Source organism: Enterococcus sp. DIV1279b, from assembly GCF_050531515.1.
In the GTDB taxonomy this organism is placed as follows: Bacteria; Bacillota; Bacilli; order Lactobacillales; family Enterococcaceae; genus Enterococcus_D; species Enterococcus_D casseliflavus.
Genome location: NZ_CP172891.1, coordinates 2,034,445 through 2,052,527, shown reverse-complemented (window position 1 = coordinate 2,052,527; position 18,083 = coordinate 2,034,445). Strand labels below are relative to the sequence as shown.

Genomic DNA, 18,083 nt, shown 5'->3' with positions numbered 1-18,083 from the left:
AAATAAAAGAAGAAAAACGACGAAAAAAACGCTTTACTTTTTTAAAGAAGGGAGATTAAACACTATGACTATAAAAAAACGCAGCGGGCTGGTGAGCGCATGATCCGTGTTGGAATCGTGGAAGATCAAGAAGAATATCGGCAACAGCTCTTGTCATATTTACAGACATTTCAAGAAAAAGAAGGAGTCGTTTTTCAAGTAGAAACCTTTCATGATGGGTATGATTTCGTAGAACGTTATGACTCGGAATTTGATTTGCTGCTGATGGATATCCATCTACCATTGATCGATGGAATGTCAGCGATCGAGGAAATTCGCAAGCGGGATTCTGATGTCTTCGTCATTTTTATTACCAGTACGGCGCAATATGCAGTCAAAGGCTATGATGTCAATGCAATTGGCTATATCCTTAAACCCTTTAATTATTATTCGTTGTCGGAGTATTTAAAAAAAACAATCAAGCGACTGAAGATGAAAGAAGACAGTTTTCTGCGTATCAAAGCCGGACAGAATTATTATCGCGTCAATCAAGATGCGATTCAGTACGTGGAAAGCCAAGGACATAAATTGATTTTTAAATTAACTGATCAAGAATTGGAATCGATCGGTGTCATGCGGGAATTGGAGCAGCAGTTACAACCGGATCGTTTTTTGAGAATCCATCGCGGGTTTATTGTCAATCTGAGGCATATCACGGGTATTAATCATTCGACTGTGATCGTTGGAGAAGCAGAGTTGCCTATCAGCCGAGGAAAACGCAAATTGATCATGGATACACTGGCGAAACAATGGCATGTCTAAATGACTATTAGATGAGGTGAAGCAATTTTGTCCCCGTATCAACTATCAGAAACTCCAGGTATTTTTTATGCGATCGCTTATTGGATGAGTACCTTACTTTTCGTATTACTGACGAAAACAGAGAAGCTAACCAAGAAAAAAATTGGACGGGTTTTTGTATTCCTTTTGATCTTGTATCTGCATATGGAAATCATTAATTCCGATGTCTCACAAGTCTATTTTATTCCGATCATTATCATTTCAGCACTTATAATGTTTCTATTTCTTTTTACCACTGCTGAGATTCCGTGGAAAAATGCCTTGTATTTCACTGCACGGGCATTTATCGTAGGTGAATTTGCTGCATCACTCACGTATCAAATCTACTATTTTCTTGTATTGGATTTCAAAGTTTCCTTCGATTATATCGGAACCTATGCGTTTATTTTTTTGGGATGCAGTATGCTGTTAGGCCTTTTGTACAAATTGGAAAAACGATTTGTGATCGAAAGTGCCGAACAAGTGATCACCTATCGAGAAATCGCTTCGGTGATGATTATCGTGATCGTGGTATTCACCATGAGCAATATCAGCTATGTGTATCAAAATACCCCTTTTAGTGGGAGTATGGCTAGAGATATTTTTAATATTCGAACGATGGTGGATTTTGGGGGAGTGGCGCTGCTATTTGCCTACCACGTTCAATTGAATGAAATGAAACAAAAGTTTGAAGTACAGAAGTTAGAAAGCTTGCTAAAAAATCAAATGATCAATTATCAAACCTCGGAAAGAAGCATTGAGATCATCAATCAAAAGTATCACGACCTGAAACATTTGATCAATGTTTTGAAAAATGATCCTCTCTCACAGGAGACACAGGATTATTTGGCTGTCATGGAAAAAGAAATCAACTCGTACGACTTAAGGATGGACACCGGCAATAGTGTGTTAGATATTGTTTTGACAGGAAAACAAATCTTTTGTCAGAAAGAAAAAATCACCTTCACCGTGATTGCAGATGGGGCAAGCCTTTCTTTTATGAATTCAGTGGATATCAGTACGCTTTTCGGTAATATTATCGATAACGCCATTGAAAGTGTCCGCAAAATCACCAAAGAAGATAATCGCTTGATTCAATTGAAAATCAGCCGTAAAGGGGAGATGCTTTTGATCTGCCTAGAAAATCGTTACGAAGAACCCTTGACATTTGAAAACGGCTTGCCGATCACCACCAAGAAAGACAAACATTTTCATGGGTATGGGTTAAAAAGTGTTCGCGAAACGGTGAATAAATACAAAGGAACGATGGTGATCCAAACAGAAGATGGCTGGTTTGAACTGAAATTGCTGTTTCCCGTTAAGCATTCTATGCCAAAACGAGGATGAATTGGAGCAGATATCGACAAGATGTCTGCTTTTTCTGTAAAAATGAAAACTTTGCACTATATTTCAGAAAGAAATTCTGGTATAATGGCTTGTCGAGTGCAATGTCACCAAAAAAGGAGTTTATAAATTGAATATTAGAAATGATATCCGCAACGTCGCTATTATTGCCCACGTTGACCATGGAAAAACTACATTAGTTGATGAATTATTGAAACAATCCCAAACGTTAGATAGCCATACCCAATTACAAGAACGGGCGATGGATTCAAATGCGATCGAAAAAGAACGTGGTATCACGATCTTAGCGAAAAATACAGCGGTTGAATACAACGGAACCAAAATCAATATCATGGATACCCCAGGACACGCGGACTTCGGTGGTGAAGTAGAGCGGATCATGAAAATGGTCGATGGTGTTGTTTTAGTTGTTGATGCTTATGAAGGAACGATGCCTCAAACACGTTTCGTATTGAAAAAAGCGTTGGAACAACATTTAGTCCCAATCGTTGTTGTTAACAAAATCGACAAACCATCTGCTCGTCCTGAGCACGTGGTAGATGAAGTATTAGAACTATTTATCGAATTAGGTGCAGACGATGACCAATTGGATTTCCCAGTGATCTACGCTTCAGCGATCAACGGGACCTCAAGTGAATCAGATGATCCTGCCGATCAACAAAAAACGATGGCACCATTGTTTGATACGATTATCGAACATATTCCAGCGCCAATCGACAACAGCGATGAGCCATTGCAATTCCAAGTATCTTTACTTGATTACAATGACTACGTTGGACGTATCGGAATCGGACGTGTCTTCCGTGGAACGATCAAAGTTGGTGACCAAGTTGCTTTGATGAAACTTGATGGCCAAGTGAAGAAATTCCGTGTCACAAAATTATTCGGTTTCTTCGGTTTGAAACGTTTAGAGATCCAAGAAGCGAAAGCTGGCGATTTGATCGCTGTTTCTGGGATGGAAGACATCTTCGTTGGTGAAACAGTCACACCGATCGATCACCAAGATTCATTGCCTGTTTTACACATTGATGAGCCAACGTTACAAATGACCTTTGTCGTGAACAACTCACCATTTGCAGGTCGTGAAGGGAAATTCGTAACCGCTCGTAAAATTGAAGAACGCTTGATGGCGCAACTACAAACAGATGTGTCTCTACGTGTTGAACCAATCGGACCAGATTCTTGGACTGTTTCAGGACGTGGCGAACTTCATTTGTCGATCTTGATTGAAAACATGCGTCGTGAAGGTTTTGAATTGCAAGTTTCTCGTCCAGAAGTTATCGAACGCGAAATTGATGGCGTGAAATGCGAACCATTTGAACGGGTGCAAATCGACACACCAGAAGAATACATGGGTTCAGTGATTGAATCACTAGGAATTCGTAAAGCAGAAATGCAAGACATGATCAATACAGGAAATGGACAAGTACGGATCATTTTCTTAGCACCTGCTCGTGGCTTGATCGGCTATACGACAGAATTCCTATCAATGACTCGCGGCTACGGTATCATGCACCACACCTTCGACCAGTACTTGCCAATGATTCAAGGGCAAATCGGCGGACGCCACCACGGCGCACTTGTATCGATCGATACAGGAAAAGCAACGACTTACTCAATCATGAGTATTGAAGAACGTGGAACGGTCTTCGTTGAACCAGGTACTGAAGTATATGAAGGAATGATCGTCGGCGAAAACTCTCGTGACAATGACTTAACGGTCAATATTACGAAGGCAAAACAAATGACCAACGTTCGTTCAGCGACGAAAGACCAAACATCTGTCATCAAGAAACCAAGAATCCTTTCACTAGAAGAATCATTGGAGTTCTTGAACGATGACGAATACTGTGAAGTAACACCAGAAAGCATTCGTTTGAGAAAACAAATCTTAAACAAGAGCGAACGGGAAAAATCACAGAAAAAGAAAAAAACAGCTGACAAATAAACAATGATCGAGGTTTTACCAACTTTGATCTGTTCGATTTTCCGAAGGATGGAAAAGGGATTGCTCCTGTGGTGCAGCGGCTCTTCGCCGCAACCCCTAGAAAAGCAATCAGCCGATTTCCCTCCTTCGGTTCTTTTTTGCACGTCTACCCGATCTGTTGAACCGTTAAAATAAGCAGCGCTTGCAATTTCGACCATTCCTTTTTAAAATGGAGAAAGTAAGCACAAAGGAGAAATCTATGAAAAATTATCCTGTTAAAAAGAATCAGGAACTTGAAGTCGATATTTTGGACCTTTCCCATGAAGGAAATGGGATCGCCAAAGTCGATGGGTACTTATTATTTATTGAAAACACCCTGCCAAATGAACGTGCCTTAGTCAAAGTGTTGAAAGTCGGCAACAAATTTGGTTTTGCCAAAGTGATGAAGCTGTTGCAAGCGAGTCCTGATCGGCAAGAATTACCGAATGAAGCATTGTTGCGCACCGGGATCGCCCCATTGAGTCATTTGAGCTATGACAAACAATTAGCCTTCAAACAGCAGCAAGTAGAGAATGTTTTGGCTAAAATCGCCAAACTGCCTGAAATCAAGGTCAATGCACCAATCGGAATGGAAAAACCATTTGGTTATCGCAACAAAGCGCAAATCCCTGTGCAAAAGATTCATGGAAAATTAACGACTGGATTTTACCGCAAAAACAGCCATACTCTGGTACCGATCGAAGACTTTTATATTCAAGATCCAAACATCGATCAAGCAATCATCAAAGTCAGAGATATTTTGCAGCGCTTCAATGTCAAAGCCTACAATGAAGAAGCCCACGAAGGGTTCTTACGCCACATTGTCGTTCGTCGTGGGCATCACTCAGGTGAAATGATGGTCGTATTAGTGACACGTAAACCGAAATTCTTCAAGGGAGAAGAGATCGCGGAAGTGATCCACGAAGAGATTCCAGAAGTTGTTTCTGTCATTCAAAACATCAATGAAGAAAAAACCAATGTGATCATGGGCGAGTTCGAGCGTGTCTTGTATGGCAAGTCATCGATCGATGATCAATTATTAGGCAAAACCTTCCAAATCTCAGCGAAATCTTTCTACCAAGTCAACACAGCGCAAACAGAAGTCTTGTATCAAACCGCCTTCGAGATGGCGCAACTGTCTGAAAATGATGTCGTTGTGGATGCTTATGCAGGAATCGGAACGATAGGGATCAGTTTGGCTGATCGCGTGAAAGAAGTGTTAGGGATGGAAGTCATTCCTGAAGCAGTGAACGATGCCAAAGCCAATGCCAAAAGAAATGGTGTCGAAAACGTGCATTACTTTATCGGTAAAGCCGAAAAAATCATGCCGCAATGGCTACGCGAAGGCATTCAACCGACAGTCGTCTTCGTTGATCCACCTCGCAAAGGTTTAGATGCCAGCTTTATTGAAACGACCGCTGCAGTTAAACCAGAGCGCATCGTTTACATTTCCTGCAATCCAGCAACCTTGGCTCGTGACCTCGCGTTGTTTGAAGAAGAAGGATATGTGACAAAAGAAGTCCAACCTGTTGATTTGTTCCCACAAACGACCCATGTGGAGTGTGTCGTGTTGTTAGAGCGTCGTTAAGAAAAAACGAGTTCTTTTCAGTGATTTTGACCGTGAGTTCTTTTTATGGTAATTGTCATAAAGTCTTACGATAACAAAGTTATTAGAGAAGGCGAATCAATTGAGAAATAAGCAACTATAACCCATCTGTCTATCTAATTACGTCGATTGTGACGTTTGGAATGGATGAAATATAAAACCAGAAACTGGAACAGAAAGACATTCTTTTTTGTTCCAGTTTTTTTGTTCTTTCTCACTATTGATGAGCGGGGACAAAATCAATGCAAAAAGCAGGGAAGCTACAAATATGCAGACAGCCAAATCCTTAACAAAATGGTTTGTCAGCAATTTATAGTTAATGTGTATAAAAATATGGCGTGGCGTGATTAGAAAGTATTATAATAAACGTAGTGAATAGAAAATTTTTGTTAGGAGGGATTGCACATGGCAACGATTCGTGCATTTTCACACAAAGAGATTACACCGCAAAATACGCATTTGTCGAGTTTTAAAGTGTTGATAGAGTCAGCTTTTTATGGGAACAATGTCACTTGGATTCATGATCTAGCCACTGCCTATCACTTAGCAAAAGAATCTTCTGGCGCTATTCTTACGGATATGCCGGTAACACACACCAAGGAGTTAGGACTACCAGAGGATGCAAAAGTCATCGTGTTTAATGACGGAAAAGTGGTTGGACGGACAGCGGCAGCTCGACGCATCATCGGGCATCCTGGAATCCAGCGAGAATTATATGAAGACATTTTGCGAGATGCCTTATACCAAGGAACCCGCAAGCAATTTTATGGTGGTGAAGTTGTTGTAGGATTAGATGAAGCGTTTATGGTCAAAGCTCACCTGTTGATACCAGAGCACTATGAAACCAACTTTTACTCTTATTTGTTGAATTTTCAATTGATGACGAAATCATGGGAAGAAAGGTACCAACGTTCCAAAGAATATCCAGAGACGGACATTTTTTTGTACGCTGATCCAGATTGGTCTCATCCTGATTTTCCTTATGGACTGTCTCTTTTTGATCCTGAACACAATGTTGCGGCAGTCTTAGGTTTAAACTATTTTGGTGAATTGAAAAAAGCGACATTAACTTTGGCTTGGGCTACCGCGCATCGCCATGGCTTTGTGGCGTGTCATGGGGGAATGAAGCAGTATCAGTTACCGAATCGAACATTTACGATGGCTGCTTTTGGTCTTTCAGGATCAGGAAAATCGACCATCACATTGGCAGAACATGGTGGCAAATATGAGATCAAGGTTCTGCATGACGATGCATTTGTGATTAATCAAACAAATGGTGCCTCCACTGCTCTGGAACCTTCTTATTTTGATAAAACGCAAGACTATCCATTAACCAACCCAAATGTCCGCTACTTTATCACCTGTCAAAATGTTGGGGTTACTTTAGACGAGAAAGGAAAAAAGGTCCTCGTGACCCAAGATATTCGTAATGGGAATGGTCGAACTGTCAAATCACGATATGTCACACCTAATCGGGTGGACCATTTAGATTCGCCGATCGATGCAGTATTTTGGATCATGAAAGATGACACGCTGCCTCCTGTAGTAAAAATTGACGATCCGATTTTAGCCGCTGTTTTTGGGTTGACCTTAGCTACGAAGCGCACGACAGCTGAACATATTGTCGAGACCACGGATATAGATAAACTGGTCATCGAACCTTATGCCAATCCATTTAGAGTCTATCCTTTAGGGGAAGATTTTGCCCATTTCATGCACTTGTTTAAAGAAAACCAAACGGCTTGTTACATTCTAAATACAGGCTTTTACAAAGACAAGAAAGTCACGCCTGAAGTCACGCTGACATCGATTGAAAAAATTGTGGAAGGTGAGGCTAAATTTAAAAAATTCGGAGGGATCACCGAAATGAGTTTCCTGCCAGTAACAGGCTTTAAAGTCGATTTTCAAGATGCCTCCTATGTTGCTCATTTAAGAGAGCGGATGCAAGGACGGCTGGACTTTATTTTGTCTCAAGAGACAGAAAATGATGGCTATAATAAGTTGCCTAAAGAAGTAGCAACGGCAATGGAAAAGGTGATTTCTACATTTAGTGAGCTTCCTAGCTAATTTAGTTGAATCAATCTCCCACAAACGTTTTTTCTTCCTGAAACACTTATTTTGTTTGCCAGAAAGGAGCGAATATGAACATTCAGTTTCACCATATCCAAATTACAGTCAATGATGTAAAAAAAGCAGAAGGCTTTTATGATCAATTATTTGCACTATTAGGTTTTGACCTCCAGAAGAAATATTCTGGGTATTTAGAACATGCCGATATGGAAGTAGTAGAATATATAGGCGATTCATTTGATTTCGGCATTTGTTCCCCACGAAAAGAATGGAAGAACCAGAAAATCGATTCAAGAAAACCTGGCTCTGTTCAGCACATAGCATTTAAGGCGGAAAGCCGCGAAGTCGTAGACGCGATCTTTCCCAAAATAAAAGCTTTAGGGGTAAAGATCCTTCATGATCGACCAATGGAATACAAAGAGCGCATCGCCCCTAACTACTATGCCTTATTTTTTGAAAGCCCAGAAGGCATTCGTTTTGAACTATTTCATTATGCCTGATTCCTTGAACAAAAAGAGCGTGACATGAACTTGTTGCGTGAGCGTGTTCCTATTCAGGTGATCTTTCATTATGGGGTTCGGATGATCATGCGATTTCAGAGACAAACTTTTTTAAAACCTGTCATCAGGAATACTAGAACATTCTTTTTAAAAGTACGTCCGTCGGGAAAAAACTATTTGATTTCTAAAATTCATTTGGACAATTCAAAAACAAAAACTTAACTCATGTGTTAAAAAACGTTCGAATTTTTATCATTCTAGAAGCGAGTGCACCGTGGGTCAATGAGGATTATTGGGGTGATTGCACGACACTTAAGAGATGGAGGAAGATCAATATGGATCAGAGGGTTCAGCAAGACATCGAAGCAATCATTTCCCATCAATATGATCATGGCGCCGATTTATGGTCGACGCCAGACCATAAATTACTAAAAGGAGCACCCTTTACGACCTTAGAAAGTCCTCTTTATTTACTTGAACTTGGCATGTCGCGTGAGGAGAACTTATTAAAAGAGACAGCCGCATTAATCTTTCAAGGATGGAGAGAAGACGGCAGATTTAAAATTTCTCCGTCAGGGGGGATCTATCCATGTCATACGGCGTTGGCTTTGCGAACGCTGTGTGCTCTTGGTTACACAAGGGACCAGAGGCTGCAACAGACCTTTCACTATTTTCTTGCTACTCAGGAAGCAGATGGCGGCTGGAAGTGCAATAAGTATAGTTTTGGTCGCGGCCCTGAGACCCACTTTTCCACGCCAATGACGACGTTAACGGTCCTTGATGCTTTTCGCTATACTCATGATCGTGAACAAATGGAAACGCTTAAGCAAGCAAGCGAATTTTTGCTTGCTCATTGGGAGATCCGTCAGCCAATCAGTCCCTGTCATTATGGGATAGGCACATTATTTATGCAAACAGAATATCCCTTTAGAGGGTACAGTCTTTTTTATTATCTGTATGTCTTGTCTTTTTATCCTTCTGCCAGAAAAGACGCACGATTTTTGGAGGCTTTGCAGCAGTTTGAATCGAAAGTTCAAAATGGCAATGTCATCGTAGAACGGGTCGTACCCAAACTGGGGAAACTGAATTTTTGCCAAAAAGGGCATATCAGTCCCTTTGCCACACAGCGTTACCAAGAAATTCTTGCTCGATTGGAAGAGGATTGAGGAAAAAAACAGCTTTTTGAAAGGTTCCCCCCATCTAGACGATTCTTTTTCTTTTCTGGTACACTGTCTGTAAAGAAGCAAGTGATTAATCAACAGAGAGGAGAAAGACATGCAAAAAATATATCTTGTTGAAGATGATGCAACGATCGTCTCTGTTCTAGCAGAATATTTGCAGCAATGGGGGTACGAATGTGTTTCCGCGAAGAATTTTGCTAGCATCTTGCAAGAGTTTCATGAGATCAAACCGGATCTCGTTCTTTTAGATATTTCGCTGCCTTATTACAACGGGTATCATTGGTGCCAAGAAATTCGCAAGACGTCAGAAGTGCCGATCATTTTCCTTTCGTCGATGGATCAACAGATGAATCAGATCATGGCGATGAACATGGGAGCAGATGATTATTTAACAAAACCCTTTGATTTAGCCTTCGTTTTGGCAAAAATCCAAGCATTGCTGCGGCGCAGCTATCAGTATAGCCACCAACAAGCGCTGACCTTTGAGATAGGGCAAGTAACCTTTTATCCAACAGAAAATGTATTAAAAAAACAGGGGGAACAGTTGCCGCTGTCTCCAAATGAAGCTCGGATTCTTTCCTTGCTTTTGCAGCATCGAGGGAAGATCGTAGCCAAAGAGACCATCATTGAAATGCTCTGGAATAGTGAAGAATTCATCGATAATAACACATTAGCGGTCAATATGACCCGCTTGCGAAAAAAATTAAGCCAGATCGAACTATCCGATTTGATCCAGACGGTAAAGAATAAAGGGTATTTGATAGAAAAGGAACACGCCTATGACTAACGTGAAAGAATATTTCGTCCTTTATGGAAAGTTTTATCTCGTTTACCTGCTGTTTAGTGCGGGCCTATTTGGGCTATTCTTTCTCCACAGCCTTTCGTTGGAGCCCTTCATTGACTATGTGGTCTTTTCAGGGGTGATCTTAGGGGGACTTTCCCTTTTTCATTATTTTCGTTACGCACAAAAAAGAAAGCAGCTGCAGCATTTATTAAGAAAAGAACGTATGACGGAAGCGGCGTTGGCGTTCTTGCCTGCCACTGGAAATCGTTTAGAAGACGAATACCAAGCCCTTCTTAAACAATTGGCAAGAGAAAAAACCACTTCTGATTACAAGGCAGCGTTAAAAAATGAAGAAATTTATGAAGATTTCGGCTTGTGGCTTCATCAAATCAAAACGCCTCTAGCTGCGCTGGATCTTTTGGTCCAAAGCGATTCGTTGTCACCGACGGAGGTCAAAGCGGAATTATTTAAGGTGAATGATTACTTGCAAATGATGTTGAATTATTTACGACAAAATTTAGCGAATGAAGATTTTGTCTTTGAGTCGATTGCTTTAGCGCCCCTCGTTCGTCAAACGATCAAAAAGTATGCCTTGTTTTTCTCGAAAAAGAATCTGCAACTGGACATGGCGGTGGATTTGACGGTGACATCCGATCGAAAGTGGCTCGTTTTTATTTTTGAACAGGTTCTTTTCAACAGCTTGAAGTATACCGAAACTGGTGGCATCAACGTTTTCACTAAAGACAATGCCTTAGTGATTCAAGATAGCGGCATTGGTATTCGTAAGGAAGACTTGCCAAGGGTGTTTGAGAAAGGATATACGGGACAAAATGGTCGCTTTCAGCAACGAGCGAGCGGGCTAGGCTTATACATGAGTCAACAAGCGGCTGAAAAAATCGGCTGCCGTTTAGCGATTGATTCTGAAGTGGGACAGGGAACCATCGTCACACTTCATTTTCCCACCACAAATAACCGATAGCCGCAAACTTTCAACACTGTAAGTTTGCGGTTTTTATTGTAAGTCGCTTTTTTCTGCCAGTCAGCTTATTCTAAAAAGGAAGGAGGGAACAAGATGACACTTTTAAACATTCAACAAGTAAAAAAAATCTATCAAAGCCAGCTGAACGGACAACCCGTTGAAGCGTTGAAAAATATTACCTTTATGGTAGAAGAAGGGGAATATGTCGCTATCATGGGGGAATCAGGTTCGGGAAAGAGTACGTTGCTGAACTTGATGGCGACGTTAGACCAACCAACAGCGGGTGAAATGCAGCTGAATGGCATCGATCTGTCCACGATCAAAGAAAAAGACGCAGCGAGTTTTCGACGGGATCACTTAGGCTTTGTTTTTCAAGACTTTAATTTATTGGACACCTTTTCGGTAAAGGACAATATTTTATTGCCATTAGTTTTATCGAAAGTTTCCGTCAAACAAATGGAAAAGCAGCTTCAGCCCATCGTACAAACTTTAGGGATCGCCGATTTATTGCAGCACTATCCGTATGAATTGTCTGGCGGACAAAAACAACGAGTTGCTGTCGCACGAGCAATCATCACAAAACCGGAACTGCTATTAGCAGATGAGCCAACCGGAGCGCTGGATTCGAAAACCTCTGATCAATTACTGACATTATTTCAACAGATCAATCAAAATGGACAGACAATCGTGATGGTCACTCACAGTTCGATCGCAGCCAGTCGCGCACAACGCGTCTTGTTTATCAAAGACGGGTATGTGTTTCACCAGCTGTATCGAGGGGATCGCAGCAATACCGCTTTTCTAGAAGCAATCGCCGAAACAATGACTGCTGTCTTTGCAAAGGAGGAGTAACGAATGTTCTTTCAAAAAATCGCCTTCTCCAATTTGCGTAAAAATGCCAAAGCTTACACACCCTTTTTATTATCTATGAGTTTCTTGGTGGCTGTTTTGATGATGACGCAAATCATCGTGAACAATCCAGGAATGAAGGAACTTCCTAGTAGTCAAAGCGCCATCTTCATGTTTCGTTTAGGAAATATCATCCTCATGATTTTTGCGGCGATCTTTTCCTTTTACACCAATAACTTTTTGATCAAGCAGCGAAAAAAAGAATTTGGTCTCTACAATGTTTTAGGACTAGGAAAACGTGAGATCGCCTTCGTGGTCTTTTGGGAACTCTTTTACAGTTTTCTCATTAGCCTTGCCGCCGGACTGATCAGTGGCTTATTGTTTGCACGATTAGGATTTTTGATACTGAAGAAAATCTTAGCCGTAGGCGAGTTCTTTGTCTTCAAACTGTCATTTGAGAGTATTGGCTTGGTGATCCTGTATTTTATGTTCGTCTTTGGTTGTTTATTTTTATTTGACATACTGCAAGTACGCAAAACCAATCCACTTCAATTACTGCAGGGAAGCAAGCGAAATGAAAAAGAACCACGAGCAAAAGGTATTTTGGCACTATTAGGTGTCCTTTGTTTAGTGGCAGGCTATACGATCTCTGTGACGATCAAGTCTCCTATCAGTGCATTAGGCCTGTTCTTTGTCGCCGTCGTCCTCGTAATCTTGGCTACCTATTTGTTGTTTATTGCGGGCAGTATCAAAGCATTGCAGTTTTTAAGAAAACGAACGACCTATTATTATCAAACGACCCATTTTATCAATGTCTCTACCATGTTGTATCGGATGAAGCAAAATGCGGCTGGTTTAGCAAGCATTTGTATTTTATCAACGATGGTGTTAGTGACCGTTGCTACGACCGCCAGTCTTTATTTTGGACAAAAGAATGTGATCGAAACCCGTTTTCCTTACGATGTTCAAATTGAGTCAGCGGCTGATTCCCAGCAAATCAACACAGCAATTGATGGACTTGAAGAGAAGCTAACGATCAAAGAGCGCCAGCAAGTCACTACAACAAGACCGTTGCTTTATACCTTTGAGGAACCAAATTTTGTTCCCTCAACCACTTTTGAAGAAAATAGCGGTAGTTTAGATAAAGCCGTGTATCTTATTTTTCTTACCAGTTCTGAATACCATGAAATCACTGGGAAAACAGGACCCGCTGACGACGAACTATTCGTTTTTCCCGCCACCTGGACGCATCAAGCGTTACCAGAAAAGACGACGATCGATGATCGTCAATTTCGCTTGCGGGAATTGAAAGAACTGCCAACATTCACGAAAACAGAAAACCCCGTTCAGCATCTTGTTCTCGTGGTGGATGATCAGTGGCTTGCCGAAAAGCTAAGCTCTTGGTATCAAAACGAAGAGTTTCAACTTTACCAGCAACCAGTGACAACAACAGTCTTTAATTTTCAAGCAGCAGAAGCAAGCGATCGAGAAGCCATCGCAAAAGAGATTCGCAGCGAACTTCTAGCAGCAGATGCTCATGCGAGCGTTCAGTCAAAAGATCTTTTTGAAGTTCAAACAAAAACCTTTACAGGTGGCTTCTTCTTCTTAGGCTTGATTTTTGGTGTGATCTTTATTTTAGCTGCTGCATTGATCATTTATTATAAACAAGTTTCCGAAGGGATGGAGGACAAAGAACGTTTCGAGATCTTGCAAAAAGTTGGGTTAAGCCATAAGGAAGTCAAGCAAGTGATCCAGCAGCAAGTTTTGATGATCTTCTCATTTCCTTTGGTGGCAGCGATCATCCATTTGGCGTTTGCTTTACCAATGATTCGAAAATTACTGATTCTTTTTGGTCTGACGGATCGTAACTTATTGATTACGGTAACGATTATTTCTGTCCTGTTGTTTACAATGATTTATCTGCTGGTGTATTTCATCACCGCAAGAGTCTACTATCGATTGGTGGAGCGCAAACAGTAGAGGATGGACAAATGTTATTTTGTCAGACGATAGCTAGATGGATTAGTCGTCACCGCCAAGAGCTACAAAAAAATAAAATGTAAGAACACCTCATCCATGAAGCGACGCTCAAAAGTTAGAATTTTTGGTCTAACAGTTTGGAATCACTACATGATTGAGGTGTTTTTTTGATAGGCACGCCCGCTAGCCCACTTTTTTAGAGTTGAAAAAAAGCCTTAGGTGACCTATAGTGAAAAGGAGTAAAGCACGGGTATAGAGTGCCGCGCGATTGATAGTCATTTCAAAATAAAAGAGATCATGTGATCCAAAAAGGAGAGAGCCTTATGAAAGAGCAGCCGATAACCATTGGATTCCCCTTAAGAGGTGAGTGGCTTGCGCCGACTACACCAGCCGAGAAGATTCCTAGCCATGGTACCGATCGAATGGGGTTGCGTTATGCCTTTGATTTTTTACAAGTTAATTTTGAGGGGAAAACCAAAGCTTTTCATAATCGAAGCTTTCTGCGCTATTTCTTCTTAGGGGTTCCGCTGGAGAGCTGTTATTGTTGGGGCGAAAAAATCTATGCGCCTTGTGATGGCGAAGTAATTGTTGCAAGAGATGGCTATCGGGAACGGAAAATCGTTCACTGGATCAGAGATTTTTCGATCGCTGTAAAAAATGGTTTGTTTTTTAATGAACAGAAAGATGATTATCAACAAATAGCTGGCAACTACATTGTGATAAAAGCTTCTGAGGGCGTTTATATGGCATTTGTCCATCTGCAAAAAGGATCTGTCACTGTCTCCGTAGGACAAAACATCACCAAAGGGATGGTGATCGGAAACGTTGGCCATTCAGGAAATTCGACTTCGCCTCATCTGCATTTTCAAGTGATGGACACAAGTGATATCGCTCATGCGAAAGGTCTTCCTTGCCGCTTTGAAGAATATGAAGTGTACCAAGAAGGGGGATGGACAAAGGTGCAGAATCGGATACCAGGAAGTACGGATCGGATACGATTGTTGAAGGAAGACTAAGGACCAGATTTGAAACATTCGCATCAGGGCTTGTAGGATGCTCAAAAGAAAAAACGTTTAAAAGTCTTTGGACTTCTTTTAAGTACGTGAAATAATCTTAGGTTTTCAAAATTTGTGAAGAAAATGAAATGCAGGGAGAACAAATGAATCATTTACCCAATATCCTTACCACTTCTCGACTGATTCTCGCACCACTTTTACTATTCCTTCAGCCAATGTCTGGCTGGTTTTGGCTGCTCTATTCCTATTGTTTTTTAAGCGACCTCGTCGATGGGCTGCTTGCAAGAAGGATGAATCTTACGAGTGAGGTGGGTGCCTTACTAGATAGTTTCGCAGATGTAAGCTTTTTTCTCGCAGTTTTTCTTTCTTTTCTACCACAGTTGTTGGCGGCTCATACACTTTGGGTCTGGCTACTAGTAATTGCTATGATTCGTTTTGTCAGTTATCTGATTGGCTATGTAAAATATCGGTCTTTTAGTAGTCTGCATACATGGCTCAACAAAGCAGTCGGTTTTCTTTTAGGTAGTTTCCCATTGCTGCTCATGGTGAGTCCTGCAAAAATTGTTGTCTTGATTTTGGGGACCATCGCCACTGTTTCCGCATTAGAAGAATTGCTGATAACGATCCTCTCAAAAAATCTGGATAGAAATCAAAAATCGATATTCGAAAGTTTTAAGTAAAGCGCCTCTATCATTGAGGGCTTTTTTTTGCGTATTCATCGCTAATAGACTTTTAAAAGACCCTTCAAAAACAATTTTAAAAATAACATTGAAAACAATTTTTAATGGTATTATGCTTATCTTTGAAGGGAGGCTTCACAAATGAATAGACAAGAACTGCATGCATGTATCAGTAAAAACCAGCCTAATATTTGCCAAATTGCTGCCTACCAAAATGGAAAGGAAGTTTACTCGGATGAATGGCATGAGTATAAGCCAGAGGATACTTGCCACCTTATGTCCGCTACGAAAAGTATCGTTTCTCTACTAGTTGGGATAGCGATCGATCAAGGTGTCATCCGAAGTGTCAATGACAAAGTACTCGATTATTTTCCAGACTATCAAGTAAAACGGGGCGAAAAAACGATTCAGGATATTACGATCAAACACCTATTAACGATGCGAGCCCCGTATAAATGCAAAGGTGATCCATGGACAAAGGTTTGTTCGAGTGACGACTGGACCAGCGCCTCGCTTGATTTATTGGGAGGAAGAAAAGGAGTGACAAATGAATTCAATTATCAAACCGTTTGTCTGCAGATCCTCACTGGTTTGTTAGCGAAAGCTTCTGGAATGACGACCGTTGATTATGCGAACCATTATTTATTTCGACCTCTTGGTGTAGCCGAACTGACCAATTATTATGCGGAAACGGCACAAGAGCATAAGCACTTTACGATGAGCAAGGCACCAAAAAAAACGGTTTGGTTTTGCGATCCTTTAAATATTGGCACTGCAGGTTACGGGCTTTGTCTTTCAGCAAAAGATTTAGCCAAAATCGGTGAGCTATGCTTGAACCAAGGCATCCATCAAGGACAACAAGTGATTTCTTCACAATGGCTCACTGAAATGGTCAATCCGCTAGAGACAAACATAGAGAAATTTCAAAATATGAGTTATGGGTATTTATGGTGGATCTTGGATGCTGAGAAAAGCACCTATGCCGCCATCGGCAATAGTGGAAATGTCCTTTATATTGATCCCGAATCAGAGACTGTTATCGCCATTACGGCGTATTTTAAGCCAACTGTCTTTGATCGCATCGACTTTATCGAGAAAGAGCTAAAACCGTTCCTTTTGCACTAATGAGCGTTAAGAAAAAGCAGTCTGCTGTCAATAGTTGATTGCTTTTTTTGTAGGCGAAAGCTTAATGATCCTTTTTGTGACTATGGCAGGCAGGTGACCTACTGAAAAAGCTCGGCTGCTAGCCTTTTATGAAATTACAATTTAGCAATTTGATCCCGCAGGTAGGAGGCTAAATCAATAATAAACGGAAGATAAATGAGAAATGAATAAAATGACCAAACTATCAACGACGTAAACTTGGTATACTATGATTGAGAAGGAAATCACAAGTGAAAGGAGCGGTCGGGGTGTTTTCAGAAATCAGTATCTATCAAGTGAAACCCAGTAGTGTTGAGACCTTTGAAGCAGTCATGCAGGAGGCAACAGAGGCAATGAAGGCCATGGAGGGGGCTTTGTTCTTTCGATTAATGAAACGAACCCATTACATCAAAGAAATGAGGACCATCAAGGAAGGTCACCTGCCAGATCCATTGACGAGAGTCATAAAATGTGTGAAATATGCTCACTATTGGGAGTTTGATAGCGAAGAGAATTATGGCAAAGCTCAAAAAAAGTTGTATGAAAGTTACTGGAAAGCAATGGAGAAATGTTTGATCGTTCCCCACGACAAACTATTGGGGGAAGTTCTTGAATGCTCGCTTTAGTACCAAATGCTCTCCTGCTGAACAGACTTTTTGTTGCAACTGTTAAGAAAGGACAGGGTAGAAATACAACGGATGTTAAAAAAGTCATTTGAACGGTTGAATGGAGGACTGGTATTTTTTTTAAACACTCTATTTCTTGAAGGAATCTAAAAGGAGGAAGCCCCGATGGCACAGGTTGCTTTTCATAATTCGTACAAATTAAAAAAAGGCGTTTCAACAGCGGAGTTTGTTCGTGTCGTTGAACAATTAAACCGAGAATACATTTCCAAACAAAGAGGATACCTTTCTTTTGAATTATTAGTAGATGGAGAAACTTGGGCGGACATCACCAAGTTCGAAACGAAAGAAGATGCGGAAACATTTGCCCGATGCGGCACGCCTAATGCCTTTGCACAAAAGTTTTATTCATTCATCAATCTAAACAGTTGCAGCTCTCACCTATACACGATTGAAAAAACATTCCAATAACTAGCCATCATGGAAAAAACAGCGCAAAAAGCAATTCATCTGAAAAGAGGA

The 18,083-nt window shown here is 40.9% G+C and carries 16 protein-coding genes; all 16 read left to right on the top strand.

The annotated features are described in order from the left end of the window. Positions 1 to 99 precede the first annotated feature (99 nt). Positions 100 to 801, top strand: a complete 702-nt coding sequence (locus IGI71_RS09680; protein WP_087627605.1) for a LytR/AlgR family response regulator transcription factor — start codon at positions 100 to 102, stop codon at positions 799 to 801. Positions 802 to 828: 27 nt separating this feature from the next. Next, positions 829 to 2,166, top strand: coding sequence for a sensor histidine kinase (locus tag IGI71_RS09675; RefSeq protein ID WP_087627604.1), 1,338 nt, complete (start codon positions 829 to 831; stop codon positions 2,164 to 2,166). Between the two features lie 127 nt (positions 2,167 to 2,293). After that, positions 2,294 to 4,132 (top strand): translational GTPase TypA, encoded by a 1,839-nt coding sequence (gene typA / locus IGI71_RS09670; RefSeq protein ID WP_016611080.1) that lies wholly within the window; start codon positions 2,294 to 2,296, stop codon positions 4,130 to 4,132. 238 nt (positions 4,133 to 4,370) lie between these two features. Beyond that, positions 4,371 to 5,738, top strand: coding sequence for a 23S rRNA (uracil(1939)-C(5))-methyltransferase RlmD (gene rlmD, locus IGI71_RS09665; RefSeq protein ID WP_128432674.1), 1,368 nt, complete (start codon positions 4,371 to 4,373; stop codon positions 5,736 to 5,738). Positions 5,739 to 6,161: 423 nt separating this feature from the next. Further along, positions 6,162 to 7,823 (top strand): phosphoenolpyruvate carboxykinase (ATP), encoded by a 1,662-nt coding sequence (locus tag IGI71_RS09660; RefSeq protein ID WP_128432673.1) that lies wholly within the window; start codon positions 6,162 to 6,164, stop codon positions 7,821 to 7,823. A 74-nt stretch (positions 7,824 to 7,897) separates the two neighbouring features. Continuing rightward, the gene (locus IGI71_RS09655; protein WP_115232443.1) at positions 7,898 to 8,326 is read left to right on the top strand and encodes a VOC family protein; all 429 of its coding nucleotides are present in this window, start codon (positions 7,898 to 7,900) and stop codon (positions 8,324 to 8,326) included. Positions 8,327 to 8,661: 335 nt separating this feature from the next. Further along, positions 8,662 to 9,492, top strand: coding sequence for a prenyltransferase (locus IGI71_RS09650; RefSeq protein WP_430615553.1), 831 nt, complete (start codon positions 8,662 to 8,664; stop codon positions 9,490 to 9,492). A gap of 109 nt (positions 9,493 to 9,601) precedes the next feature. Next, positions 9,602 to 10,294 carry a response regulator transcription factor gene (locus IGI71_RS09645; protein WP_016611088.1) on the top strand — a complete coding sequence of 231 codons (693 nt, stop codon included), beginning with the start codon at positions 9,602 to 9,604 and terminating at the stop codon, positions 10,292 to 10,294. Continuing rightward, the gene (locus IGI71_RS09640) at positions 10,287 to 11,270 is read left to right on the top strand and encodes a sensor histidine kinase (RefSeq protein ID WP_121261140.1); all 984 of its coding nucleotides are present in this window, start codon (positions 10,287 to 10,289) and stop codon (positions 11,268 to 11,270) included. Before IGI71_RS09645 ends, IGI71_RS09640 begins: the two co-directional genes overlap by 8 nt. Before the next feature lie 93 nt (positions 11,271 to 11,363). Beyond that, positions 11,364 to 12,122: an ABC transporter ATP-binding protein gene (locus IGI71_RS09635; RefSeq protein WP_430615549.1), complete on the top strand. Its 759-nt coding sequence runs from the start codon at positions 11,364 to 11,366 to the stop codon at positions 12,120 to 12,122. Positions 12,123 to 12,125: 3 nt separating this feature from the next. Beyond that, positions 12,126 to 14,099, top strand: a complete 1,974-nt coding sequence (locus tag IGI71_RS09630) for an ABC transporter permease (RefSeq protein ID WP_270275805.1) — start codon at positions 12,126 to 12,128, stop codon at positions 14,097 to 14,099. A 323-nt stretch (positions 14,100 to 14,422) separates the two neighbouring features. Beyond that, positions 14,423 to 15,115, top strand: coding sequence for a M23 family metallopeptidase (locus tag IGI71_RS09625; protein ID WP_430615545.1), 693 nt, complete (start codon positions 14,423 to 14,425; stop codon positions 15,113 to 15,115). Between the two features lie 128 nt (positions 15,116 to 15,243). Further along, positions 15,244 to 15,795 (top strand): CDP-alcohol phosphatidyltransferase family protein, encoded by a 552-nt coding sequence (locus tag IGI71_RS09620; protein ID WP_195961653.1) that lies wholly within the window; start codon positions 15,244 to 15,246, stop codon positions 15,793 to 15,795. A gap of 141 nt (positions 15,796 to 15,936) precedes the next feature. Then, complete coding sequence (locus IGI71_RS09615) at positions 15,937 to 16,920, top strand: serine hydrolase domain-containing protein (RefSeq protein WP_430615542.1); 984 nt, start codon at positions 15,937 to 15,939, stop codon at positions 16,918 to 16,920. Between the two features lie 269 nt (positions 16,921 to 17,189). Next, on the top strand, positions 17,190 to 17,564 hold the full coding sequence (locus IGI71_RS09610) for a hypothetical protein (protein WP_118215120.1): 375 nt from the start codon (positions 17,190 to 17,192) through the stop codon (positions 17,562 to 17,564). A 165-nt stretch (positions 17,565 to 17,729) separates the two neighbouring features. Further along, the gene (locus IGI71_RS09605) at positions 17,730 to 18,032 is read left to right on the top strand and encodes an antibiotic biosynthesis monooxygenase family protein (RefSeq protein ID WP_115232437.1); all 303 of its coding nucleotides are present in this window, start codon (positions 17,730 to 17,732) and stop codon (positions 18,030 to 18,032) included. Positions 18,033 to 18,083 lie beyond the last annotated feature (51 nt).